Genomic DNA, 18368 nt, shown 5'->3' with positions numbered 1-18368 from the left:
CCGGCCTCCCGCGAGCGTTCCGCTACCAGCGGCCGTTCCGCGGCCGGGGCTGGCAGGCCGGGCAGGTGTAGGACGAACGGTTCATGAACTGCTCGCGCTTCATGCGGCTGGACACGCCAATTGCAGCGCAGCGCTTACACTCCAACCCTTCGCGGCCGTAGGCATTCAGGGAACGGTCGAAGTATCCGGAGGCGCCGTTGACGTTGACGTAAAGGGAGTCAAAGCTGGTCCCGCCGGCGGCCAGGGCGTCCAGCATGACCTCCCGGGCTTCCGCGATGACGCGTTCCGCCTCGGCACGCCGGAGCGTGTCCGTGGGCCTGGCGTAGTGCAGTCGGGCGCGCCAGAGGGCTTCATCGGCATAGATGTTTCCGATGCCCGACACCAGGCCCTGGTCCAGCAGTGCCCGCTTCAGCCCGGTTTTGCGTTTCCGGAGACGCCGGTAGAAGAGGTCGAACGAGAAAGCCGGGTCGAGCGGGTCCCGTGCGATGTGCGCCGCCTCTCCGGCGATCAGCGGAAGGGGCGATTCACCGAGGCCGCCGGGGCCGCCGTCGTCTGTTGGAACCAGGCCCGTGACAAACAGGCCCCCGAAAATCCGCTGGTCCACGAACCGCAGCTGGTCGGGCATGCCGCTGCGCGGGCTGAGCCGGAAACGGACTTTGAGGTGCTTTTCGTCCGGCACGTCCCCGCCCTGCATCAGGAGCTGGCCGCTCATGCCCAGGTGTGCCATAAGCGCCACCTGCGGGACGCCGGCACTCTCCCGGGTTCCCGCCGGCGCGCCGGCGCCGGTGTCCAGAAGCGGCATCCAGAGAAACTTGCCCCGCCGCACAACGTCCCCGACGGTGGCACCCTGCAGGTTCCCGATAAAGTCCTCGGTGCCCAGCGCGTGCCGGCGGATCGAGCGTGGATCAACCACCTCCACCGCATCGATGGTCCGTCCCCGGACCCAGCTCACCAGTCCGCGCCGGACCACCTCGACTTCGGGAAGTTCGGGCACGGCTACGTTGCGGGGACGGAACCGGCGGACGTAGCTGCCCCCGGAGGGTTGCCGGCTCCGGAGAGTACCCGCCAGGCGTCAGCAGCAGCTTCCTGCTCCGCTTCCTTCTTGGAGTGGCCGGAGCCCTTCCCGTAGGCGGTGCCACCGACGTGCAGGACTGCAGTGAAGGTCCGCGCATGGTCCGGCCCGGCACCATCCACGGCGTAGTGGATGGTACCCAGCTGGCGGCTGGCGGCCAGCTCCTGGATGCTGGTCTTCCAGTCCGTCCCGGCGCCCAGGGCGGCGGCGTCCTTGAGTAGCGGGCCGATCAGGCGCATCACCAGCTGGCGGGCTGTTTCGATGTCGTTGGAGACGTAGGTGGCGCCGATCAGGGCCTCCATGGTGTCTGCCAGGATTGACGCCTTGTTCTTGCCCTGGGTGAGCTTTTCGCCCTGCCCTAGGTAGATGAACTCCCCGATGCCCAGGCTGCGGCCGATGCCGGCCAGCGCGCGGGTGCTGACGACGGCGGAACGCCGTTTGGCCAGGTCGCCTTCGGGAAGGTCCGGGTTGTCCCGGTACAGGGCGTCCGTGACGGAGAATCCCAGAATGGAGTCGCCCAGGAATTCCAGGCGCTCGTTCGTGGGAATGCCGCCGTTTTCGTAGGCGTAGGAACGGTGGGTGAGCGCAAGACGAAGCGTCCCGGCGTCAATAGAGACACCGAGACGCTTCAGAAGCTCTTCAGTTGAAGACATCATGTCAGCCTGAGTGGCCGATTAGACGTCTGCGACCTTGCGTCCCTTGTACTCAAGGAACAGCGCAGTGCCGGCCGAGTCGGTGACGACCTTTGCCTGGTGCGGCAGGCTGTAGGTGACCTGGCCGTTCTCGACGGTCTTCACCAGGTGGGGGGCGGTCGCCTTCCACTGGGAGCGGCGGGCGCGGGTATTCGAGCGAGACATTTTCCGCTTGGGAACAGCCACGGCTAACTCATTTCTCTCTAGACAAACACGTACACATCAATTTTGCCGGTCAGGCTTAGCCATATCAGCTAGGGCAGCCCAGCGAGGATCCAGGACCTCGTGGTGGTGCCCCGGCTCGTCTTCCAGGCGAACTCCACATTCGGAGCAAAGGCCCTGGCAGTCTTCCCGGCACACCGGCTGGAACGGCAGCGCGGTCACTACTGCGTCCCGCAACACCGGTTCAAGATCGATTACATCGTGCTCGACTCGACGTTGCTCTTCATTATCTTCTTCGTCCGAAAGCTCCACGCCCTCATAGAAGAAAAGTTCCTGCACATTGACCTCAAGGTCATACGCAAGGGGATCCAGGCATCGGCCGCACTCACCTGTTACCTCGGTGAGCACGGTACCTGATACCAGAATTCCTTCGTGTACGGCCTCAAGCCTCAGGTCCAGCTCGACATCCGAGCCTTCCTGAACGCCAATGAGCGCCACACCAAGGTCACCTGGTGCGGGTACATGTTCCGTCAGTGTCCGCATGCTTCCCGGGCTGCGCCCGAGGTCCTTGACGTCGAACGCCAAGGGCGAACCAGCATCTCTTTTAATGAGAACTCCTGTTGGACATATGACCGACGTACCATCTTAGCCTGAAGAGCCACGGGGACTCAAACCGGCCGGCGCACAGTGCCGAAGTACCGGACAAGCCTACCCTTTTGGGTGCTGGTTGTGCGGAGGCTCGCCCGAGACCATCCGCCGCTGCACCGACCGGGGCACGTAGTCCGACACGTTGCCGCCAAGGCCTGCCACCTCCTTGATGAGGGTGGAGGACAGGTGAAGATAGTGCGCCTCAGCCGGCAGGAAGACTGTTTCCACGCCGCTGAGCTGCCGGTTCATGGTGGCCATGGGCAGTTCGTAGTCGAAGTCCGACGACGACCTCAGCCCTTTGACGATGGCTGAGACGCCCCGCTGCCGGCAGTACTCGGCCAGCAACCCTTCCCCTACGGGTTCCACCACGATGCCCTTGAGTGAGGCGAGGGTTTCCCGCGCCATCTCCAGGCGCTCGGTCAGGGTGAACCTGTAGTTCTTGGCCTGGTTGGTGGATACGGCCACGATGACTTCATCGAAGAGGCCGGCCGCCCGTGCAATAACCTCGAGATGGCCGTTGTGGATGGGGTCGAAGGATCCGGGGCAGACAGCGCGTCTCATGCTCCGAACCTACCCCATGGGACGGCCGGGATACCATGACTGGATGCATGCACCACGGGAAGTTTCCGCCCCCACGGCTCCCGCTCCCTGGCAGCGCACAGCCCTCGGAGCAAACCTCCTCTCCCCCGGCGGAGGGCTGGGCGTCACTATCTTCGAGGAGATGACCACCCTGGCTGTCCAGACAGGCGCCATCAACCTCGGCCAGGGATTTCCGGACGAGGACGGACCACTGGAAATCAGGGAAGCCGCCCGGGCCGCCATCGCAGCAGGCGCGAACCAGTATGCGCCCGGTAAGGGCATCCCGGAACTGCGGGAGGCAGTGGCGGCACACCAGCAGCGCTTCTATGGCCTTTCGCCCGATCCCGCCTCCGAGGTGGTTATCACCACCGGCGCCACCGAGGCCATTGCCGCCTCACTCCTGGCGTTTGCCGGGCCCGGCGACGAGGTGCTGACGCTGGAACCCTTCTACGATTCCTACGGCGCGGTCATCGGCCTGTCCGGCGCAACCCACGTGACCGCCCCGCTGCTGGCCCCGGACTTTATGCCGGACATGGCAGCGCTCGAAGCCGCGTTCAGCCCCCGGACAAAGATTGTCCTCCTGAACAACCCCCACAACCCCACCGGCGCTGTCTTCCCGCGGGAAGTGCTGCAGCGGATCGTCGACCTGGCGCGCACCCACAACAGCGTCATCGTTACGGATGAGGTTTATGAACACCTCACGTTCGGCGTCAGCCACGTGCCGGTGGCATCCCTGCCCGGAGCCGCAGACCGCACCATCACCATCTCCTCCGCGGGCAAGACGTTCTCCCTGACGGGGTGGAAGATCGGCTGGCTCACGGGCCCGGAGAACCTGGTGGCCGCCGTGCGGACAGTCAAGCAGTTCCTCACCTACAGTTCGGGCACCCCGTTCCAGTCGGCCATCGCCCTGGGGCTGGGCCTGCCGGACTCCTTCTACGAGGGCATCGCGGCATCGCTGCAGAACAAGCGGGACATCCTGAGCGAAGGGCTCCGCGCCGCAGGGTTCGACGTCTTTTCCCCGCAGGGCACGTACTTCGTCAATGTTGACACTGCTCCCCTGGGCATCACTGACTCTGTGGACCTGGCCCGGAGGCTCCCGGCGCTGGTGGGAGTCGCCGCGATTCCCGTCCCCGTGTTCTGCCACGAGGAGGGTGCGCAGCGGACCCGAAGCCTGCTCCGGTTCGCCTTCTGCAAGAAGGACGGCGTCCTGCACGAGGCCGCCGGGCGCCTGGCTTCCCTCAGCGGCAGGCTCTGATGTCCGCCGGGCGTGAAACCCGGGCGCGGTTCCTGCGGACCACCGGGCAGCACGCGTCCATTGAACCGGATGCCTTCACCGAAGGCAGCTACGTCCTGAGTATCGGCGGCGCGGAACAGTCCCACGTCAACCTTGTCCGGCCGGAGGAAATCTTCTACGAGTACCTCCGCCGGATCGGCCACCTGGTGGACCTTGAAGCACCTGCCGGGGAGCCTGTCCGCGCACTGCACCTGGGGGCCGGGGCACTGACCCTGGCGCGGTACATCCAGGCAACCCGGCCGGGATCGGTGCAGTACGCCGTGGAGCTGGAGCGCGAGCTGCTTGACTTCGTCCTGCGCCAGCTCCCCCTGCCCGAGGGCACGGACCTGCGCACTGTCACGGGCGATGCCCGGGAATCACTGGCCCGGCTGGACCAGGAACTCCGGTTCGACGTCGTCATCCTGGACATCTTCTCCGGGCCGGAGGCACCGGCGCACCTGGCATGCAGTGCGTTCTACCGGGAAATAAGGGACCGGCTCAGCCCCGGCGGCGTGCTGATCGTCAATGTGGGTGACGAACCGGGGCTCACACTGGTCCGAAGCCAGGTGGCGGCCATGCGGGAGGCCATGGCGGATGTGGCTGCCTTCGCAGAAGCGGGCATGTTCGAGGGCCGCCACCCCGGAAACGTCATCCTCACGGGCACGCAGATCCCATGGCCCCGGGACTGGACAGCGAAACTGACCGCCTTGGGGCCGCACCCGGCGAAAGTCCTGGCCGGACTGGATCTGGACCCCTTTGCGGGCTGACCGCTGAACGGGGCAGGCTCCGGCCCGGCTAGCGTTCCGCCTGTTCCGCCGCTTCCGGAACGTCGCCCTCGTCAATGGCGTCAGGCACGTTGGGCTCCGCGTACCACAGCATGGTTTCCCCGTATTTCTTCTCGGCGAACCTGGCCAGGGCGTCAGGCCACTGCGGCTCCGGGGAACGGGATGACCGCTCCACCACCACCACGGCGGCAGCCGACAGGTGCGGTACGAGCTTCTGGAGCGCGGCACTCAACGCCACCTCCTCAAGCGGGTACGGCGGGTCCATAAAGACAAGGTCCCACTCAGCGGTCTCCGGGGCACGGTCCAGGAAGGGTTCGACCTTCGAGCGGTGCACGGTGACGGCCTTGCGCCCCAGCACGCCGTTGACGAGGTCGGCATTGCGCTGGCACACGGCGCTTGCCTTTCCGTCCGATTCCACCAGGTCGACTGTCTGCGCTCCCCTGCTGCCGCTCTCAACCCCCAGGGAACCGGAGCCGGCATAAAGGTCCAGGACCCTGGCACCGGCAATGACGTTGAAGGCATCAAGCCGGGAGAAAAGCGCCTCCTTGACCCGGTCCGTGGTGGGCCTGGTCAGGGAACCGGGAACGGCTGTGAGGGGGGAGCCGCCGGCGGCCCCCGCAATGATCCGGCTCACTGGGCACTCCTGTCTGCGAAGCCAGGCAACCCGGCGCGCACCATGCTATCCGCGTTCAAGGAACGCCTCCTTTTCCGGATTGAGGTACTTCTCTATCGCTTCGGCAAGCTCGGGACGGTCCGCCAGGGCGGGGTCCCCGCCCACGATCTGCTGTGCATCTTCCCGTGCCCTGGCAATAACATCCCCGTGTTCCAGGACCCGCAGCAGCTTCAGGGTGGAGCGTCCGCCCGACTGCGAGGCCCCAAGGATGTCGCCCTCGCGACGCATCTTGAGGTCCTCCTCGGACAGCGCAAACCCGTCGGTGGTCGCGGCCACTGCCTCCAGCCTGCGCCGGCTAGGGTGGCCCGGCTCAAGGGAGGTTACCAGCAGGCAGGTCCCCGGGAGCCCGCCCCGGCCCACCCGGCCGCGGAGCTGATGCAGCTGGGAGACCCCGAACCTGTCGGCATCAAGGATGACCATCAGGGTTGCATTGTGGACGTCCACGCCCACCTCGATCACGGTGGTGGACACCAGCAGCTTGATGCGGTTCGCCGCAAAATCGTCCATCACCCGGAACTTCAGGTCCGGCTCCTGCCGGCCATGGAGCGGCGCCAGCGGCACCCCGGACAACGACGGCTCCTCCAACAAATGCTCGACGACGGCGCTCACCGACGCGAGCTCCCGCCCGCCGTCGCCTTCCGTGTCCCCCGCCGGTGGCGCCGCTTCACCGGGACTGAAATCGCCGTCGTCGTCCGTACCGATCCTGGGGCAGACGACGTACACCTGGTGGCCCGCGTCAATCTCCTCCCGCGCCCTTGCCCAGATACGGCCTGCCCATGCCGGGTTCTCGGCGAGCCCCACCAGGTGCGTGGAAATGGGGGCCCTGCCGGCCGGCAGTTCGTTCAGGACGGACGTTTCGAGGTCACCAAAAACGGTCATGGCGACCGTCCGCGGGATAGGTGTGGCAGTCATGACGAGCAGGTGCGGGGGCTTCCTGGCCTTGGCCCGGAGCGCGTCACGCTGCTCCACGCCGAACCGGTGCTGCTCATCCACCACGATCAGGCCGAGGTCGTAAAAGGAGACGTTGTCGCTGAGCAGGGCATGGGTACCGATGACGATCCCCGCGGTTCCGGACGCGGCATCGAGCATGGCCTGGCGGCGTGCGGCTGTGGGCATGGACCCGGTGAGCAGCGAGACCTGGACGGAGGCGCCGTCCATTCCGCCCAGCAGGCCGTCGCTGGACAGGGGTCCCAGCGTGCGGCGGATCGAATCGAAATGCTGCGCGGCGAGGACTTCCGTGGGCGCCAGCAGGGCCGCCTGGCCCCCGGCATCCACCACCTGCAGCATGGCCCTGAGCGCCACTACTGTCTTGCCGGAGCCCACTTCGCCCTGCAGGAGCCGGTTCATGGGGGTGTCCCGGGCCAGCTCGCCCCCCAGGGTCTCCCCGACGGCGGCCTGCCCGGCAGTGAGGGTGAAGGGAAGATCGGCGTCGAAGCGGGCCAGGAGACCGTCCGGGACGGGCCTGCGGGCGGTGGCTTCCTCCGCGCCAAGCTGGGCGCGGCGGCGGGCCAGCGCGGACTGCAGCACCAGCGCTTCCTGGTAGCGGAAACGGCGGCGGGCCTGCTGCCAGTCACCGGCTGACTCCGGCTCGTGGATCAGCCGGTACGCCGAGGCAATGGGGAGGAACTTCTCCCGTGCCGCGATGTCGGCAGGGATGGGGTCGGGCAGGGAGTCGAGGTCAGCGGTTTCGAGCAGCGTGGAGACGGCCTTCTGGATTTTCCAGCTGGGCAGCTTGGACGTGGCCGGGTACACGGGGATGGGCATGGCGGCCATCTTTTCCGGATCGCGGCCGTTGCCACTGAACATGTCCTCGTCCAGGAGCTGGTAGTCCGGGTTGGTGAGGCCGAGGGATCCCTTGAAGCTGGTGACCTTGCCGGAAAAGAGGGCCAGCCGGCCCTGGAGCAGCTCCGCCTGGGCCTTGTAGCCGTTGAAGAAGCTGATCTTGAGCGTCCCTGGCGCTTTGCCACGGTACTCCGTGCCACCTACCAGCCGAAGTCCCTGTTTCCCGTCGTCGTCCGAAACCACGACGTCGGTGATGGTGCCGCGCCGCGCCTGCATGCGGCGGGTGCTGCTGGACAGGACCCGCGCGATCAGGGTGACTTCCTCGTCCCGCGGGATCTCGCTGATGGGGGTCAGCTCCCCCCGGTTCATGTAGCGGCGCGGGTAATAGTTAAGCAGGCCCTCCACCGTGGTGATGCCCAGGTGCTTTTCGATGACTGCGGCGGAACGCTTGCCAAGCCGGCGTTCCAGCGCCAGGTCCAGTTCAGCGCTCATGCCCGCTGGAGTTCACTGCATCCGCTGCCGGATCGCGCGGCAGGGCAAGTTCGCTGATGCTGATGTTGGCTGGCTCACCGAGGGACCGGATGATCTCGACGGCGGGCTCCCCCTCGGGCACGTGGACGTGGACGCGCCACCGGTAGTTGCCCTCGGGGTCGGGCCCGCTGCCCACCTGGCTCATGATGACCGATTCGCCGATCTCGTCCAGCCGCTGCCGGAGGGTGGCTGCGTTGAGCGGGGAAAGGCTGATGGTGCACATGACTTCCACGCCGTCGTCGTCCGGCATGGCGCTGTGGATGTGCGGATCCGACACGTCGTAGCCGTGCAGTCCGTCGAGGAGCTCGCTTTGGAGCTCCTCGCCCAGGATCGCCGAGCGCAGGCAATCGAGGATCAGCAGCATTCCCACCCCGCCGGCGTCCACCACGTGCGCGGAGGTCAGGGCGGCCAGTTGGCCTTCGGTGTGGATCACGGCTGCGAGGGCAGCTTCGACGGCGGCGTCCAGGGCGAGGCCCAGGGCGTGGTTGCTGTCGTCACCGTTTTGCCCTGCGTCCACGGCCGCGGCAGCCCGGGCTGCCGCTTCCATGACGGAGAGCATGGTGCCGGGAACGGGGTCGCTCAAGGCTGACCAGGCGCGGATCTGGGCGCGGTTAAGCGCTGCTGCGAGGAGGGTGGATGTCAGGCGGGTGTGTCCCGCGAGCGGCTCAGCGGCGGCCGTCAGGAACACCGAGAGAAGCGTTCCCGAGTTTCCCCGTGCTTCCTCCATGGCGGCCTGGCCTGCGGTGGCCAGGACGGCGCCCACGTCCATCTGCGCAGGCTGGTCCCCGCCGGCGGATACGGCCCGGGCGGCCGCCCGCACGGTGACGTAGAGGTTGGTCCCGGTGTCGCCATCGGCCACCGGGAAAATATTGATGGCATTCAGGCGGTCGCTGTGGTTGCCAAGTGCCGTCTCAGCCTTGCCCAACCACCTCTTCATCGCTTGCGCGTTGGCGGCAACCTTAGTGTGCAAAGTGATCCCATCCCCCGGTGTCCGCGGACCGGCCCGCTATTGTGACGACCGGGCGCTCGTTGATTCCCAGTGCTTGTATTGAGCCTATCGCAGTGAATCCGGCGGGCAGCAGGGTGCCGGAGGGGAATGTGGCCAGCAGCCCGTGGTCTTCCCCGCCGCCGAGCACCCAGCCGCCGGCATCCGTGTGCAGAAGGTCCGCTGCGGGCCGCAGGACGTCCTTGAGCCGCTCCAGCGGGCGCGGATGGAGGTCGACGGCGACACCGCTGGCTGCCGCCAGCCGCAGGCCGTCCCGCAGCATGCCGTCCGAGATGTCCAGCATCGCTGTTGCGCCGGCAGCCCTCGCGGCAGGTCCCGCGGCCAGGGGCGGCCGCGGCCTGCACTGGAGTTCGGCCAGGCCGCGGAGCTCGGCGCTGAGTGTTTCCAGTGGAATGGTGGACTCCAGCAGGGCGAGGCCGGCGGCGGCGTGGCCGGCGGTGCCTGCGAGGGCCAGGGTGTCTCCGGGTTTGGCCCCGGACCGGAGGACTGCCGGGCCGCCGTCGAGGGTGCCCAGCACCGCAACCGTCACGGAAATTTCCCGGCCGCGCCCCAGGTCGCCTCCGGCCACCGAGCAGTTGGCTGCGCCGAGGTCCCTGATCCCGGAGGTGAGTCCGTCCGCCAGGTCCTCCACCCAGCCCACAGGGGTGTCAGGAGGAAGCGTGAGGCTCACCACCAGCGAGGTTGCGCTGGCCCCCATGGCGTTGATGTCGCTGAGGTTCTGAGCCGCTGCTTTCCAGCCGACGTCGAACCCGGTGGTTTTGTAGCCGCTTGGCCACTGGAGCCGGAAATCCTGGTCCTGGACCTGGGTGTCGATGCTGATGACAGTCCTGCCGTCCGGAGCGGCGATCACGGCAGCATCATCCCCCGGCCCCAGGAGGGTGGCGGCGCTGTGCGTGCCTTCCATGGCCAGCCGCGGAAAGATCCGGGCCAGCAGCTCGCCCTCGGAAAGGGCAGAGACAGGCGTGGCTGAGATAGGCAGGGCGGAGACAGTCAGCTGGGGCACGTCTGCAACGGGCTGGTCACTGCCGGATTGCGGACCGGGCTGGGGGCGGGAGGACGTGGGTTTTTCAGGCACCCCACTACGCTATCGCGGGGCCCTGACATTGAGGGCAGGCGGTGCCCGGCGTCGGGGCTGCCCCGTTCGCGGCGATAGGCTGGAGGGATGCACCGTCCCCAGCTTTCCCTGTCCGCCCGCACTGCCAGGCTGGCACTGATTGGGAGCCTTGCGGCCATACCCTTGACGTCCTGTTCGCCTCCCGTGGATGTTCCTGCCGCCCAGGACGCAGCCAACCCCGCCTGCGCTCCCATGATGGTGGCGTTGCCGGACGCGATTGGCGAGAACCCGCTCCGGAAGACCAACAGCCAGGCGACGGCCGCCTGGGGTGATCCATCCCTGGTGATCCTCCGCTGCGGCGTCAACGTCCCGGGACCCACGACAGACCGCTGCGTGACCGTTAACGGCATCGACTGGGTCATCAAGGAGGGCAACCCCGTCTGGACCCTGACGACCTATGGCCGCGAACCGGCAACCGAGATCCTGATGGACCCCGACAAAATCAGCTCTGCAACAGTCCTGGCAGACCTTGCAGCGGCCGCCGGCAAGGTACCGGCGGCCAGGAACTGCGTGGGCCAGGAGGACCTGCAGAACCTGCCGCCCAGCCAGTAAGGGTCCACGTTCCGGTCAGGGTGCCGGTGGTGGGCCCACGCCGGCAGGGTTCCCTGGCCTAAGCGGAGCGAGGTCAGGGTGCCGGTGGGAATGTCAGCGGAGCCCGGTTTTGCGGTGCAGCGCCAGGTAGATCAGTTCATCGATGAGGTCGGCGTAGTCCAGCCCGGAGGCCGCCCACATCTGCGGGTACATGCTCTTGGGTGTGAACCCTGGCATGGTGTTGATTTCGTTGATAATGAGCTCACCGGCTGGGGTGTAGAAGAAGTCCACACGGCTCAGTCCTTCGGCACCGACGGCGTCAAAAGCTGCCGCTGCGAGCTCGCGGACCCGGGCGATGGCTTCCTCGGGAATGTCTGCCGGGCAGCTGAGGGAGGCGGCGTCGTCCTCCACATACTTGGCGTTGAAATCGTAGAACTCGTGGGTGCCGCCGGCCACGGAGATCTCCCCGGGCATGGAGGTCCGCGGGGCGTCTGTGCCCCTGCCCTCAAGGACAGCGCATTCGATCTCCCGGCCAATAATCCCGGCTTCGATCACCAGCTTGAGGTCGTGCTTGCGGGCTTCCTCGATGGCGGCGTCCAGGTCCGCCAGTGAATCAACCTTGGAAATGCCCATTGAGGAGCCTGCGCGGGCCGGTTTGACGAAGACCGGGAAGCCCAGCCGGTCCACCTGTTTCCGTACCAGCTCCGGGTCCTTGAGCCACTGCCGGTCGGTGACCGCCACATACGGGCCCACGTGCAGCCCGGCCGCCTCGAAGACCACTTTCATGTAGTGCTTGTCCATGCCCACGGCGGAAGCCAGGACGCCGGCGCCCACGTAGCGGGTGTCCGAGAGTTCCAGCAGCCCCTGGATGGTGCCGTCCTCGCCGAAGGGGCCGTGAAGCAGCGGGAAGACCACATCAACGGTTCCGAGCTCCTGGGGCACCTCGTTCGGGGAGGCCACGATCAGCTGGTGTTCGCCCCCGATTTCCGCCAGGGTGACGGTCTGCGGTGACGGCGCCACCTCTGGCAGGGCCGTCGACGCCAGGGACCATTGGGCGGTGTCGGCGCCCGCGAGGACCCATTGCCCGGTCTTGGCGATTCCAATCGGAATCACCTCGTACTTGTCCTTGTTGATGGCGCCGAGTACACCGGCAGCCGTTACGCAGCTCACGGCGTGCTCGCTGGAGCGGCCGCCGAAAAGTACCGCCACCCGGGGTTTCGCCCGCGGCGCGGTCTCCCCCGCGGCCAGGTTTTCGTGGGACATCGTCAGTAATCGCCTTCAGGTTTCAGTTCCCGGGACAGCAGGAGGGGCCCCAGTTGGTCAACGGACAGCTTGCCGGCCAGCACGGCAACGACGGCGGCAGTGATAGGCATCTCGACGCCCAGCTTGCCTGCCAGTTCGTGGACGGCCTGGCCCGATTTTATGCCTTCGGCGGTCTGGGTCATCTTCTGGCCCACCTCCTCCAGCGTGAGGCCCTGGCCGAGCAGCCGGCCCGCGGTGTGGTTGCGCGAGAGCGGCGAGGAGCAGGTGGCCACGAGGTCGCCCAGCCCGGCCAGGCCGGCCATGGTCTTGGCCTCGCCGCCCAGTGCCAGGGCGAGGCGGGACGTTTCGGCGAGGCCGCGGGTGATGACGGACGCTTTGGTGTTGTCCCCCATCTGCTTGCCCTCGCAGATGCCCACGGCCAGCGCAATGACGTTTTTCACGATCCCGCCGATCTCCACCCCAACGACGTCCGCCGTGGTGTAGGGCCGGAAATAGGGAGCGGTGCAGCTCCTGGCGATCCAGCCGGCAGCGGCGGAATCCGTGCAGGCAACCACCGATGCGGTTGGTTCTTCGCGGGCGATCTCCATGGCCAGGTTGGGACCGGACACAATGGCGATGCGTTCGGCGGGCAGGCCAAGCTCCTCGCCGATGACCTCGCTCATCCGGGCGTCCGTGCCGAGCTCAAGGCCCTTCATCAGGGAAACAACCATGGCGTCCGGCGCGATCAGGCCCTTCCACTCCCGCAGCTGCGGCCGTAAGGACTGCGCCGGGACGGCGATGACCACGAGGTCCGCGCCGTCCAGGACAGCGGCAACGTCCGTGGACGCCGAGATGCTCTCCGGGAGCGGGACGTCCTTCAGGTACTGCTCGTTGACGTGGCTGGTGTTGATCTGGTCCACCACTTCAGCGCGGCGGCCCCACAGCCTGATGCTGCGCGGATCCCCTGCTGCAGCCGCTGCATCAGCCAGGATCTTGGCGAACGTTGTCCCCCAGGAGCCGGCACCGAGGACAGCAACGGAACGGGCCGAGCCCGCCTGCCTTTCCCCAGCGGTCACGGAGTTTCCGTTCCAGTGCCGGGTTGCTGCTGTCCGCGCTCCACGAACCTGCCGTGCTTCGCCTGCTGCTGCTTGGCCGGGTCCCAGCGCTCCGCGGGAGGCTCTTCCTGGCGGATCTCCGCGAGAAGGCTGGTGATTGCGTCCATGATTGCGTCCGTGGCGCCTGTCAGTGTGGCTTTGTCCAGCGGACGGCCGGCGAAGGCGCTCAGGTCCACGGGATCGCCCACAACAACCCTGGACCTCTTGCGCGGGAACAGGTGGAACCGCTTGCCGTAGCGGGGGAAGACCTCGTGGGCACCCCAGTGGGCGATCGGCACCACCGGGATGCCGCCTTCAAGGGCGAGCCGCGCTGCGCCCGTGTGGCCCTTCATGGGCCACAGGGCAGGGTCACGGGTGAGGGTGCCCTCGGGATAGATGATGATGGCACCGCCCTCGGCAACGATCTCCTGCGCGAGCTGGAGGGAGCGGTTCGCCCCCGCCGTCGAACGCTCCACCGGGATCTGCTTGGTGGCCCGCAGGACCCAGCCCAGGACCGGAACCTTGAACAGGCCGGACTTGGCGAGGAAGTGCGGGGCAATCCCGTGGTTGTAGAGGAGGTGGCCCACGATCAGGGGATCGATCTCGGTGCAGTGGTTTGGCGCCGCAATAAAGCCGCCGGCAGGCAGCTTATCGGTGCCCTCCCACTTCTTGTCCATCATGAGGTTGAACAGGGGGCGGACTATTGCGGCGACCACCGCAAGGGTGGCGCGGCTCTTGGCCGGTTCCTTCACGTCTGCCCGCTACTTCGTGGTGGTGATGTCGAAGTCGGCACCCAGCCCGGCCAGTTTTTCGGTAAACCGTTCGTAGCCGCGGTTGATGATGTCGATGCCGGTCACGCGCGAGGTTCCCGTGGCCGCCAGTGCTGCAATCAGGTGGCTGAAGCCGCCGCGGAGGTCCGGAACGTCGATGTCGGTGCCCTTGAGCTGGGTGGGTCCGGAGATCACGGCCGAATGCAGGAAGTTGCGCTGGCCAAAGCGGCACGGCACGCTGCCCAGGCATTCCCGGTGCACCTGGATGCTGGCACCCATCCGGATGAGCGCATCCGTGAATCCGAAGCGGTTCTCGTAGACAGTCTCGTGAACGATTGACACGCCTTCGGCCTGGGTCAGGGCCACCACCAGGGGCTGCTGCCAGTCCGTCATGAAGCCGGGGTGCACGTCCGTCTCCAGGACCAGCGGGTTGAGCTTGCCGCCGTGGTGGTAGAAACGGATGCCGTCCTCGCCGATGTCCATCCCGCCGCCCACCTTGCGGTAGGTGTTCAGGAAGGTCATCATGTCCCGCTGGGATGCGCCTTCAACAAAAATGTCGCCCTTGGTGACCAGGGCAGCAGAGGCCCACGACGCTGATTCGTTCCGGTCCGAGAGTGCCCGGTGGTTGTAGCCGCCGAGGTCGCGGACACCTTCAATGCGGATGGTCCGGTCCGTCTGGACGCTGATGATGGCGCCCATCTTCTGCAGCACGGCGATGAGGTCGATGATCTCCGGCTCGGTGGCGGCACCGGAGAGCTCGGTGATGCCTTCGGCGCGGGTGGCGCTCAGCAGGACCTGCTCGGTGGCGCCCACCGACGGATACGGAAGGGAGATCTTTGCCCCGTGCAGGCCCTTGGGTGCCGAGATGTGGATCCCGCCGGGGCGCTTCTCCACCACGGCACCGAACTGGCGCAGCACGTCCAGGTGGTAGTCGATGGGGCGGTCGCCGATTTTGCAGCCGCCGAGATCGGGAATGAACGCCTCGCCGATGGCGTGGATCAGCGGCCCGCAGAGCAGGATGGGAATCCGGGAGTCGCCAGCGTGGGCGTCAATGGCAGTGCTGGAGGCCGTCTTGGCTGCCTTCGGATCCAGCGTGAGGTCCCCGTTGACCGGGTCCTTGACCACGGTGACGCCGTGCAGCTGCAGGAGGGAGGTGACCACCTCCACATCCTTGATCTCCGGGACGTTCCGCAACACCGAGGGTTCGTTACCCAGCAACGCTGCCACCATCGCCTTGGGGACAAGATTCTTTGCTCCCCTGACGCTGACGCGGCCTGTAAGCGGGACTCCGCCGCGGATTGTCAGAACACTACTCATATACCGGTTTCCTTACGATCACTCGCCCCTAAATCCTTGCAAAGGCTCCAACCAAGCATAGGAGGTTGCGTTACCGAACCGAAATACGCAGGCGACGGCGGCAGGGCGTGGCGCGCCGCCGTCGCACCTTTTTATGACATGGAACTCTGCTTCAGCCCGCGGAGGAAAGGCGCGCAGGCAGGGTTTTGGGCTTGAACGAGGGCCGGGTGGCCTCGTAGGCCGTGATGTCCGCCTCATGCTGCAAGGTCAGCCCGATGTCGTCGAGGCCTTCCAGCAGGCGCCAGCGGGTGTAGTCGTCGATCTCGAAGGGCGCAACGATGTTTCCGCACACCACCGTCTTGGACACCAGGTCCACAGTGACTTCGGTCCCCGGAGCGTTCTCGAGTTCCTTCCAGATGAGCTCGATGTCGTCCTGGGAGAGCTCGGCGGCCAGCAGGCCCTGCTTGCCGGAGTTCCCGCGGAAGATGTCGGCGAAGCGCGAGGAGAGGACGGCCTTGAAGCCGTAGTCCTTCAGCGCCCAGACGGCGTGCTCGCGGGACGATCCGGTACCGAAGTCCGGGCCAGCCACCAAAACGGAGCCGGCAGAGAAGGGCTCCTTGTTAAGGATGAAGGACGGGTCCTTGCGCCATGCCGAGAACAGGGCGTCCTCGAAGCCGGTCCGGGTGATCCGCTTGAGGTAGACGGCGGGGATGATCTGGTCCGTGTCCACGTTGCTCTGCCGCAGCGGGACGCCGATTCCTGTGTGGGTGGTGAACTTTTCCATGGCGTGTCCTAGGCTTCGTCGGTGCGGATGGCGGCGGATTCGGGGGCCGGATCAAGGTCCGACGGCGAACTCAGGGTGCCCCGGATGGCGGTGGCGGCGGCGACCACCGGGGACACCAGGTGGGTGCGGCCGCCCTTGCCCTGGCGTCCTTCGAAGTTGCGGTTCGAGGTGGAAGCGCAGCGCTCCCCCACCTCCAGCTGGTCCGGGTTCATGCCCAGGCACATGGAGCAGCCGGCAAAGCGCCACTCCGCACCGAAGTCCTTGAACACGCGGTCCAGGCCCTCGGCCTCGGCTTCCAGCCGCACGCGCGCGGAGCCCGGAACAACCAGCATCCGGACGTTGGGGTCCTTTTGGCGTCCGCGGATGATGCCCGCGGCAGCCCGCAGGTCCTCCATGCGGGAGTTGGTGCAGGAGCCCAGGAACACCGTGTCCACGCGGATGTCCTTCATCGGGGTGCCGGCCTCCAGCCCCATGTACTGCAGCGCCCGCTCGGCGGCAGCCTTCGCGTTCTCGTCGCCGAAGTCCTCCGGGGACGGCACGGACTCGGACAGCGAGACGCCCTGGCCGGGGTTGGTGCCCCAGGTGACGAACGGCTCCAGGGTGTCGGCGTCCAGGTCAACCTGGGCGTCGAAGACGGCGTCGTCGTCAGTGCGCAGCGTGTTCCAGTACTCGACGGCGGCGTCCCAGTCGGCACCCTGGGGAGCGTGCGGACGGCCCTCCATAAAGGCGTAGGTGGTTTCGTCCGGCGCCACCATGCCGGCGCGGGCACCGGCTTCGATGGACATGTTGCAGATGGTCATGCGCGCGTCCATGGACAGCGAGCGGATGGCGGACCCACGGTATTCCAGGACATAGCCTTGCCCGCCGCCGGTGCCGATCTTGGCGATGACGGCCAGGATGATGTCCTTGGCGGTCACGCCGGGACGCAGTGTGCCCTCGACGTTGATGGCCATGGTCTTGAATGGCTTTAGGGAGAGCGTCTGGGTGGCCATGACGTGCTCCACCTCGGAGGTGCCGATGCCCATGGCCAGGGCGCCGAAAGCACCGTGCGTTGACGTGTGGGAGTCGCCGCAGACCACTGTCATTCCCGGCTGGGTGAGGCCCAGCTGCGGGCCGACCACGTGGACGATGCCCTGCTCCGCGTCCCCGAGGCTGTGCAGCCGGACACCGAACTCGGCGCAGTTGTTGCGCAGGGTCTGGATCTGGGTGCGGCTGGTGAGGTCGGCGATAGGCTTGTCGATGTCCAGCGTGGGAGTGTTGTGGTCCTCCGTGGCGATGGTGAGGTCCGGGCGGCGCAGCTTGCGCCCTGCCAGACGCAGGCCTTCAAACGCCTGCGGTGACGTCACTTCGTGGACCAGGTGGAGGTCGATGAAGAGAAGGTCGGGCTGGGCGTTGGCACCGTCACCATCACCTTTGCGCACCACGTGTGCGTCCCAGACTTTCTCGGCCAATGTCTTTGCCATGGCCATCTCCCTTCACTGCTGTTTGGCTGATGAGATCAACTGAATCAGGACGGCTTGGCACTGCGCCAGCCGAAAGATTTGCATCTCAGATATTGAGACGGCAATATCATTACATGGACAATTCTAGTGGAGTCGGTGTCATTGATAAAGCGGCCCAGGTGCTTGATGCGCTCGAAGCCGGCCCCACCACGCTGGCGCAGCTTGTGGCAGCCACCGGCCTGGCCCGGCCCACTGTCCACCGCCTGGCCCTCGCCCTGGTCCACCACCGCCTGGTGAGCCGCGACATCCAGGGCCGTTTTGTCCTGGGAAGCCGCCTGGTTGAGCTGGCCTCTGCTGCAGGCGAGGACCGTCTGATAGCTTCCGCCGGGCCCGTCCTGATGCAGCTGCGCGACGCCACCGGGGAAAGCGCCCAGATTTTCCGCCGCCAGGGTGACTGGCGCGTGTGCGTTGCGTCGGCCGAACGGCCCATCGGCCTTCGCGACACCATCCCCGTAGGCACCCAGCTGTCCATGAAGGCAGGTTCGGCAGCGCAGGTACTGCTCGCGTGGGAAGACCATGACCGCCTCCTCGAGGGACTGCAGTCAGCACGCTTCACGCCGACGGTCCTGGCAGGAGTACGACGCCGGGGCTGGGGACAGAGCCTCGGCGAACGGGAGCCGGGGGTCGCCTCCGTCTCCGCACCGGTGCGCGGACCGTCCGGCCGGGTCATCGCGGCCGTCTCCATTTCCGGGCCCATTGAGCGCCTCACCCGCCAGCCCGGCCGGCTGCACGCGGAAGTAGTGTGCAACGCCGGACGGCTCCTCACCGAAGCCCTCCGCAAGAACAACGACTGACGCCCGGCCTAGGCCGACGCAACCAGCCCGCCCGGCGC

The 18368-nt window shown here is 66.8% G+C and carries 19 protein-coding genes; 4 read left to right on the top strand and 15 right to left on the bottom strand.

The features are described 5' to 3' along the window. Nucleotides 1-22 precede the first annotated feature (22 nt). The 5 genes from mutM to coaD all read right to left on the bottom strand — a co-directional run bounded on the left by mutM (nt 23) and on the right by coaD (nt 3135). A complete protein-coding gene (gene mutM / locus IEX33_RS04730) occupies nt 23-994 on the bottom strand; it encodes a bifunctional DNA-formamidopyrimidine glycosylase/DNA-(apurinic or apyrimidinic site) lyase (RefSeq protein WP_188728020.1) in 972 nt (323 codons plus the stop codon). Between the two features lie 2 nt (nt 995-996). Further along, complete coding sequence (gene rnc, locus IEX33_RS04725) at nt 997-1725, bottom strand: ribonuclease III (protein ID WP_188728018.1); 729 nt, start codon at nt 1723-1725, stop codon at nt 997-999. Nucleotides 1726-1746: 21 nt separating this feature from the next. Next, a complete protein-coding gene (gene rpmF, locus IEX33_RS04720) occupies nt 1747-1950 on the bottom strand; it encodes a 50S ribosomal protein L32 (protein ID WP_009356569.1) in 204 nt (67 codons plus the stop codon). A gap of 36 nt (nt 1951-1986) precedes the next feature. Beyond that, the gene (locus IEX33_RS04715) at nt 1987-2511 is read right to left on the bottom strand and encodes a YceD family protein (protein ID WP_188728016.1); all 525 of its coding nucleotides are present in this window, start codon (nt 2509-2511) and stop codon (nt 1987-1989) included. 123 nt (nt 2512-2634) lie between these two features. Further along, on the bottom strand, nt 2635-3135 hold the full coding sequence (gene coaD / locus IEX33_RS04710) for a pantetheine-phosphate adenylyltransferase (RefSeq protein WP_104184832.1): 501 nt from the start codon (nt 3133-3135) through the stop codon (nt 2635-2637). A gap of 43 nt (nt 3136-3178) precedes the next feature. Between coaD and IEX33_RS04705 the strand changes: the two genes are divergently transcribed. Both IEX33_RS04705 and IEX33_RS04700 read left to right on the top strand, forming a co-directional pair. Continuing rightward, on the top strand, nt 3179-4408 hold the full coding sequence (locus tag IEX33_RS04705) for an aminotransferase class I/II-fold pyridoxal phosphate-dependent enzyme (RefSeq protein WP_229675224.1): 1230 nt from the start codon (nt 3179-3181) through the stop codon (nt 4406-4408). Further along, nucleotides 4408-5193 (top strand): spermidine synthase, encoded by a 786-nt coding sequence (locus IEX33_RS04700; protein ID WP_188728012.1) that lies wholly within the window; start codon nt 4408-4410, stop codon nt 5191-5193. The genes IEX33_RS04705 and IEX33_RS04700 overlap by 1 nt, the downstream gene beginning before the upstream one ends. 28 nt (nt 5194-5221) lie before the next feature. On the opposite strand, the gene rsmD is transcribed toward IEX33_RS04700, so the two are convergent. Genes rsmD through thiL form a run of 4 tightly spaced genes read right to left on the bottom strand, consistent with a single transcriptional unit; the run spans nt 5222 to nt 10107 of the window. Continuing rightward, nucleotides 5222-5845, bottom strand: a complete 624-nt coding sequence (rsmD, locus tag IEX33_RS04695) for a 16S rRNA (guanine(966)-N(2))-methyltransferase RsmD (protein ID WP_188728009.1) — start codon at nt 5843-5845, stop codon at nt 5222-5224. Between the two features lie 45 nt (nt 5846-5890). Then, nucleotides 5891-8158, bottom strand: a complete 2268-nt coding sequence (locus tag IEX33_RS04690; protein ID WP_188728007.1) for an ATP-dependent DNA helicase RecG — start codon at nt 8156-8158, stop codon at nt 5891-5893. Further along, nucleotides 8148-9134, bottom strand: coding sequence for a DAK2 domain-containing protein (locus IEX33_RS04685; RefSeq protein WP_188728005.1), 987 nt, complete (start codon nt 9132-9134; stop codon nt 8148-8150). Before IEX33_RS04685 ends, IEX33_RS04690 begins: the two co-directional genes overlap by 11 nt. 22 nt (nt 9135-9156) lie before the next feature. Further along, the gene (gene thiL / locus IEX33_RS04680) at nt 9157-10107 is read right to left on the bottom strand and encodes a thiamine-phosphate kinase (protein WP_188728235.1); all 951 of its coding nucleotides are present in this window, start codon (nt 10105-10107) and stop codon (nt 9157-9159) included. Nucleotides 10108-10365: 258 nt separating this feature from the next. On the opposite strand from thiL, the gene IEX33_RS04675 reads away from it, so the two are divergent. Beyond that, nucleotides 10366-10869 (top strand): DUF3515 domain-containing protein, encoded by a 504-nt coding sequence (locus IEX33_RS04675; protein ID WP_188728003.1) that lies wholly within the window; start codon nt 10366-10368, stop codon nt 10867-10869. A gap of 93 nt (nt 10870-10962) precedes the next feature. Here the strand turns inward: IEX33_RS04675 and IEX33_RS04670 are convergent, their stop codons facing one another. The 6 genes from IEX33_RS04670 to leuC form a co-directional block, all read right to left on the bottom strand. Next, on the bottom strand, nt 10963-12111 hold the full coding sequence (locus IEX33_RS04670; protein WP_188728001.1) for a D-alanine--D-alanine ligase family protein: 1149 nt from the start codon (nt 12109-12111) through the stop codon (nt 10963-10965). 2 nt (nt 12112-12113) lie between these two features. Next, the gene (locus tag IEX33_RS04665; protein WP_188727999.1) at nt 12114-13166 is read right to left on the bottom strand and encodes an NAD(P)H-dependent glycerol-3-phosphate dehydrogenase; all 1053 of its coding nucleotides are present in this window, start codon (nt 13164-13166) and stop codon (nt 12114-12116) included. Beyond that, nucleotides 13163-13936 carry a lysophospholipid acyltransferase family protein gene (locus IEX33_RS04660; protein ID WP_188727997.1) on the bottom strand — a complete coding sequence of 258 codons (774 nt, stop codon included), beginning with the start codon at nt 13934-13936 and terminating at the stop codon, nt 13163-13165. The genes IEX33_RS04665 and IEX33_RS04660 overlap by 4 nt, the downstream gene beginning before the upstream one ends. Before the next feature lie 9 nt (nt 13937-13945). Beyond that, a complete protein-coding gene (gene murA, locus IEX33_RS04655) occupies nt 13946-15271 on the bottom strand; it encodes a UDP-N-acetylglucosamine 1-carboxyvinyltransferase (RefSeq protein WP_066276889.1) in 1326 nt (441 codons plus the stop codon). A gap of 151 nt (nt 15272-15422) precedes the next feature. Next, complete coding sequence (leuD, locus tag IEX33_RS04650; RefSeq protein WP_188727996.1) at nt 15423-16034, bottom strand: 3-isopropylmalate dehydratase small subunit; 612 nt, start codon at nt 16032-16034, stop codon at nt 15423-15425. 8 nt (nt 16035-16042) lie between these two features. Continuing rightward, nucleotides 16043-17497 carry a 3-isopropylmalate dehydratase large subunit gene (gene leuC / locus IEX33_RS04645; RefSeq protein WP_188727994.1) on the bottom strand — a complete coding sequence of 485 codons (1455 nt, stop codon included), beginning with the start codon at nt 17495-17497 and terminating at the stop codon, nt 16043-16045. Nucleotides 17498-17610: 113 nt separating this feature from the next. Here leuC and IEX33_RS04640 point away from each other — a divergent pair, with 113 nt between their 5' ends. After that, a complete protein-coding gene (locus IEX33_RS04640) occupies nt 17611-18330 on the top strand; it encodes an IclR family transcriptional regulator (protein ID WP_066276894.1) in 720 nt (239 codons plus the stop codon). Nucleotides 18331-18368 lie beyond the last annotated feature (38 nt).

This window comes from Pseudarthrobacter scleromae, from assembly GCF_014644515.1.
Classification (GTDB): Bacteria; Actinomycetota; Actinomycetes; order Actinomycetales; family Micrococcaceae; genus Arthrobacter; species Arthrobacter scleromae.
The sequence above is the reverse complement of the archived record's forward strand: the minus strand, read 5'-3'. Positions and strand labels throughout refer to the sequence as shown.

Coding starts and splice junctions, on each gene's coding strand:
- rnc (WP_188728018.1), bottom strand. CDS start 1,725: ATGTCTTCAACTGAAGAGCTTCTGAAGCGTCTCGGTGTCTCTATTGAC.
- coaD (WP_104184832.1), bottom strand. CDS start 3,135: ATGAGACGCGCTGTCTGCCCCGGATCCTTCGACCCCATCCACAACGGC.
- IEX33_RS04705 (WP_229675224.1), top strand. CDS start 3,179: ATGCATGCACCACGGGAAGTTTCCGCCCCCACGGCTCCCGCTCCCTGG.
- IEX33_RS04700 (WP_188728012.1), top strand. CDS start 4,408: ATGTCCGCCGGGCGTGAAACCCGGGCGCGGTTCCTGCGGACCACCGGG.
- IEX33_RS04690 (WP_188728007.1), bottom strand. CDS start 8,158: ATGAGCGCTGAACTGGACCTGGCGCTGGAACGCCGGCTTGGCAAGCGT.
- IEX33_RS04685 (WP_188728005.1), bottom strand. CDS start 9,134: ATGAAGAGGTGGTTGGGCAAGGCTGAGACGGCACTTGGCAACCACAGC.
- thiL (WP_188728235.1), bottom strand. CDS start 10,107: ATGGAAGGCACGCACAGCGCCGCCACCCTCCTGGGGCCGGGGGATGAT.
- IEX33_RS04675 (WP_188728003.1), top strand. CDS start 10,366: ATGCACCGTCCCCAGCTTTCCCTGTCCGCCCGCACTGCCAGGCTGGCA.
- IEX33_RS04670 (WP_188728001.1), bottom strand. CDS start 12,111: ATGTCCCACGAAAACCTGGCCGCGGGGGAGACCGCGCCGCGGGCGAAA.
- murA (WP_066276889.1), bottom strand. CDS start 15,271: ATGAGTAGTGTTCTGACAATCCGCGGCGGAGTCCCGCTTACAGGCCGC.
- leuD (WP_188727996.1), bottom strand. CDS start 16,034: ATGGAAAAGTTCACCACCCACACAGGAATCGGCGTCCCGCTGCGGCAG.
- leuC (WP_188727994.1), bottom strand. CDS start 17,497: ATGGCAAAGACATTGGCCGAGAAAGTCTGGGACGCACACGTGGTGCGC.
- IEX33_RS04640 (WP_066276894.1), top strand. CDS start 17,611: ATGGACAATTCTAGTGGAGTCGGTGTCATTGATAAAGCGGCCCAGGTG.